The 5,001-nt window shown below is 44.7% G+C and carries 3 protein-coding genes; 2 read left to right on the top strand and 1 reads right to left on the bottom strand.

The genetic code is table 11. From position 1 onward, the window contains the following. The coding region (locus PX636_RS10830; RefSeq protein ID WP_288117154.1) for a 2OG-Fe(II) oxygenase at positions 1–829 on the top strand (829 nt) is incomplete at its 5' end. A 68-nt stretch (positions 830–897) separates the two neighbouring features. Here PX636_RS10830 and PX636_RS10825 read toward each other — a convergent pair. After that, positions 898–3,096, bottom strand: coding sequence for a phosphoketolase family protein (locus PX636_RS10825; protein ID WP_288117152.1), 2,199 nt, complete (start codon positions 3,094–3,096; stop codon positions 898–900). A gap of 130 nt (positions 3,097–3,226) precedes the next feature. Here PX636_RS10825 and PX636_RS10820 point away from each other — a divergent pair, with 130 nt between their 5' ends. Further along, positions 3,227–4,720 (top strand): SLBB domain-containing protein, encoded by a 1,494-nt coding sequence (locus PX636_RS10820; RefSeq protein ID WP_288117149.1) that lies wholly within the window; start codon positions 3,227–3,229, stop codon positions 4,718–4,720. Positions 4,721–5,001 lie beyond the last annotated feature (281 nt).

The following is a 5,001-nucleotide window of genomic DNA, read 5'->3' as shown; positions in this document are numbered from 1 at the left end:
GCAAGCGCAAATTTTGCTGGAAAATTTTCCCAGTTTTAATCCGCAAAAAGCCATTAGTGAGTTAGGAAAAGTTGGCGGCAAGGCGGTTAATGAGGATTTAATCGGTTTAGGGGGTGTTTATCAACAGTTTGGCCGCTACATTCAAGCTCAAGAGTTTTTAGAGTTAATTTCCGAATTAACCGGTGTTGATAATTTAATTCCAGACCCTAGTTTTTATGGGGGTGGAACCCACGAAAATTTACAGGGTCAAGAATTAGACCCTCACATTGATTTTAACCTCGATGAGCGTCATTGGTATCATCGCCGCTTGAATTTATTAATCTATTTAAATCCCCAATGGCAAGCAGATTGGGGAGGGAATCTCGAGTTACATTCCAATCCTCGTCAACCGGAAGAAAATAAGATTAAATCTTTTGTACCCATCTTTAATCGTTGTCTTATTTTTGAAACCAATGAATATTCATGGCATGGATTTTCTCAGATTAACTTACCAGAAAATCAACGGCATTTATCGCGTAAATCTCTTTCTATCTATCTCTATACCAAAGAACGTCCAGACCAGGAATTATCACCATCTCATACAACTTTTTACATCCCGCGCCCGCTGCCAGAAAATATTCAACCCCATCAAGTTTTAAGCTCAGAAGATTACCAACAAATTAAAATTTTACTGAAAAGACGGGATGATTTAATTCGTTTTTATCAAGATAGAGAACTGAAAGAATCTCAGGATTTAGTTAGTTTAAAATCCCATATTAAACGCTATCTATCCCTCCAATATCCTCGCCTATGGAAAATTATTAAAAGTTTACTCCGTTGGCGAAAGTGACCTGAGAAAAAATCCCTACTTTCCAATCAGAGAGAGTAGGGAATAATCAAAAAAAACTAACTGGGAACTTAGCCTAATAACTGGGTAGCACGCGCAGTTAAAGCATTGGCAGTTAAGCCATTATAGGCCATAATTTCCCCGGCACTGGCGGTGGTTTCTCCCCGTTTCCAAGCGAAGACATCCCGACGCGCATTACTGCGTAACATAATTGGTTCTAACATGGCGCTTGTACCACCAGTTACTCCGATTAAAGCATCACCGGCAAAGAGACTGTCAAAACCAGCATCATCGAGGAAATTATTATCAGCTTCCGAGCTAGTTTCACTCATCACATCGCTAGGACGGTAGAGACGACGGGGATTAATTACCGAGACGATTTTTACCCCGATTCCCGCTGCTTCTAACTGTTGTGCAGACTCAAAGACGGGTAATAAAGTCATATCGCCAATGACGGCAAAAACAACTTTTTTACTGCCTTCCGATTCGTGGAGAATTACGCCGCCTTTTTCTAAAGCTTGACGGGTTTGCTCAAAAGTGGTTCGCATCGGTAAAGGCGATTTACTAGCGGTGATTGTAATGCCTTTATTGCTAGTTCCTAACGCCCATTCATAACAGACTTGAATACTGTTAGCATCGCAGGGAAAGAGAGGAAAAATATTGCCATTTCGCATCATAGCGGCGAAATAATTTTCAATCTCTGGGCGTTGGTGTGTCCAACCATTACGCCCTTGCTCTAAGGCTCCGGCGGTGAATAAAGTAATAGTAGAAGGGGTGGGACGACGTAACTCGGCCATCGCTTGGGTTACAGTCTGCCAAATCGGTAAACCATTGATAGCAAAAGACTCGTAGGAACACCATAAAGTCCGCGCTCCCAAGAGAGATAAACCGACGGCTAATCCAGCACAGGCATCCTCGCTTAAAGGCTCATAAACTTGACCGTTAGGTGCTTGGAAATAGGTATCATCGCTGGTGGGGTGAATAATCTTTAAACCGACGTTAATATTATTAATTCCCGAAGCGGCATTACCATCAGCATTAGTGACGACAAAATTGGGGTCAGCTTTACCCACAGCTACCACTAATTCCCCCATGGCAGTGGTGGCCACTTTTTTATCACCACCCACAGTATATTCCGTCATCGGTAAGGTTCCTAAATCCGGCAGCGGGAAGACTTTTTCCGTTACCACTGTTTCCACTGCCGGACCCCCTCCAGAGCGCTCGAAATTAGTACGAACAATTGCCCAAGCTTCAGGGGGTAAAGCGCGTTCCTGTAAGGCAGCAACGATATAATCTTTTTCTAAAGAATCGCCTGGATAAAGATTATGGGAAGCCGCTCCCCGTTTGTGAACTCCCGCCCCTTTAAGTTGTTTAATAATGATAACGGTTAGTTGGCCTCCTAAAGCTAATTGGGCGGCTTTATCCGTGGCCATTAACACCGCTTTCATGAACTCCAGACGCTGGTTAAAAGAGAATTTGGTGCTATCTACATATTCCCCATTTTGATGAGCATTATCGAAGTCTTTGGCATTAATGAGAATCACTTCCTCGAAACCATTACCGCGCCAATAGGCTTCCATTTCGGCGTTAGTTTTCAGGGACACCATGCTATGGTGTTCTTGGGAATAGCCATTCCAAACTAAAATCGGTAGAAAATTGGTAATTTCGGGATAAGCAGTGTGAAAATGACCAAAACTACTCATAATATACGGTTCTCCTAAACCACCATCCCCGATAGTCACAGGGAAAAGGGTATTAGGGTGTAATTTGGCCGCCGCCATGGCGAAATGTTGGCCTTGGCCCAAAGGACCAGCCGGCCCGAGCAGTCCGGGGATTTGTCCGGAAAGATGCCCTAAAAGTCCGTGTTTTTCCCGAAAACGTTCTCCCAATTCCCTGACGTTGCTGATGCCCATGGCTTCGAGAGAGCGATCGAGAAAGACGTTACTATAAAAACCGGGGGCATGATGGCCCACTTCGGTGAAGATATTTTTCTGGCCTAACATCATCAAAGAGGCAATTACGTCGGCAGCGCTGGCAAAACCGCCGGGGTGTCCCGATTCTTTGGTAGCGGTGATTTGTAGGGTGAGGTAACGCAAAGCATCGGCGGCTAGGAGGGTTTGATAGATAGCATTCGGGTCATTAGCGGCAATAATAGCGGTTTTTCCCTCAGCGATAGCGGCTTTTCCTGCATATTTATCAAATTCGGGTAAGGAACCCCCAAAATATTTTATTCCTTGACAAAAATCGGGAATTGTGCTAGTAGCTGTCATAAAATTAATATACCCCTTTACATACAGGCAATCGTTAAAACTATCTTACAGTTAGCGGTAACTCTCGATAGATGCGATATTACACGGGGTTTCCATAGGCGATCGACTATTTGTGCTACACTGATCGCCAATGTTAACGATAAAATTAATCCTATTGATCATGTTAAATAGCAACCAATTACAGGATTTAATCAGTAAATCCCTACGTTATCTATTAATTATCGGCACTATTGCCCCCCTAACTTCCTTAGAAGCCCGCCCAGTCCAAGCCACTCCTCCGAGTAGTCCTGCACCCGCTCAAGAGGCGATTGCTCCTATCCCCGCAGAAAGCAAAGAGTACACCCTAGGAGAAGGAGATAAAGTCCGCGTCACCGTCTACCAAGTCGCCGATTTAAGCGGCGATTTCCTTGTTTTAGCCGATGGAACCCTGACTTTACCTCTGATTGGTAGCGTCAAAGTGGAGGGAATGACCGTCACCGAAGCCGGCCAAACCCTCGCTAAACGTTACACCACCTATCTCAAGCGTCCCGTGGTTACTGTTAGCATTCTCACCCCCCGGCCTCTGCAAATCGCCATCGCGGGGGAAGTCAATCGTCCGGGTACTTATACAATTAACCCCGAACAAAGCCAAAAAACGCCCCTATTGACCGAAATAATCCGGCAAGCAGGGGGAGTGACTACGGTGGCCGATATTGGTCAAGTTCAAATCCGACGCAACCTCAAGGGACAAGAACAGCTAATTCAAGCGAATCTCTGGCAATTAATCCAAAAAGGCGATAAAACCCAAGATATTAGCCTCAGAGATGGCGATAGCATCGTGATTCCCACTAAAACGACCCTTAGCGTCGGGGAAGTCAATCAATTAGCCGATGCCAATTTTGGACTAGATAGCGATCGAGAAATTAATGTTACTGTGGTGGGAGAAGTTTATCGCCCAGGGTCCTATCGTATTGTCCCCAATCAAGTTAACACCGTCACCACAGAGAATAATCGCGGAATTCGACGACAACCAGCCCGACTAACCCAAGCTATCCAAGAAGCGGGAGGTATCAAACCCCTCGCTGATATCCGACAGGTGCAAGTGCTGCGTTATACCCGTGACGGTTCCCAGCAGAAAATTCCTGTAGATCTCTGGAGTTTGCTCGAAAAAGGTGATATAACCAGCGATATCTTTCTTCAAGAAGGAGATACGGTGATTATCCCTACCGCTACTGAAATCTCGGCCCAGGAATCAGAAACCCTAGCATCGGCCAGTTTTGCCCCTAAAACCATTAACGTGAAAGTGGTCGGGGAGGTGAAAAAACCGGGAACAATTGAAGTTCCTCCCAATACCCCTCTCAATCAGGCAATTTTAACCGCAGGAGACTTTGATAAGCGTCGCGCTAATCAGTCCACAGTGGAATTAATTCGTCTCAATCCTAACGGAACCGTCACCAAAACCTCAATTAACATCGATTTTTCCCAGGGTATCAACGAGAAAACTAACCCGATTCTCCGCAATAATGATGTGGTGGTGGTTCATCGTAGCGGTCTGGCCGCCACTACCGATACCCTAGGTACGGTTTTAAGTCCCTTTACTGGTGTTACCGGTATCTTCAACGGATTGTTAAATCTTTTACGTTAAAAAAGTTTACTTTACCCGGATGTCATTAGCTAAGTAATCGAGCTAATAATAGATATAGAAACGGCGAAAAGTCGTGAGCGGTCACGGCTTTTCTGCTCAATAGACTCAGGAAAGAAAACTATGATTTTTCTCCTTACTCTAGCCCTAATCTCCCTGTCGATTAGCTACAATGTTCACGGCGAAATAATTAGCCTCAGTACCTGCTTATTAGGTCTTTTTTGTGGCTTATTAAGTTTGTTCTTTACACCCCTACCGGTAAAAGTTTTTATCCTTGTCACCTT

It is taken from the genome of Microcystis sp. M53598_WE2 (genome assembly GCF_030067735.1).
Lineage (GTDB): Bacteria > Cyanobacteriota > Cyanobacteriia > Cyanobacteriales > Microcystaceae > Microcystis > Microcystis aeruginosa.
This window is presented reverse-complemented; position numbering and strand designations above follow the sequence as displayed.

What these genes read in the sequence shown, in the direction of transcription:
- PX636_RS10825 (WP_288117152.1), bottom strand. Translation starts at nt 3,096, where the DNA reads ATGACAGCTACTAGCACAATTCCCGATTTTTGTCAAGGAATAAAATAT.
- PX636_RS10820 (WP_288117149.1), top strand. Translation starts at nt 3,227, where the DNA reads ATGTTAACGATAAAATTAATCCTATTGATCATGTTAAATAGCAACCAA.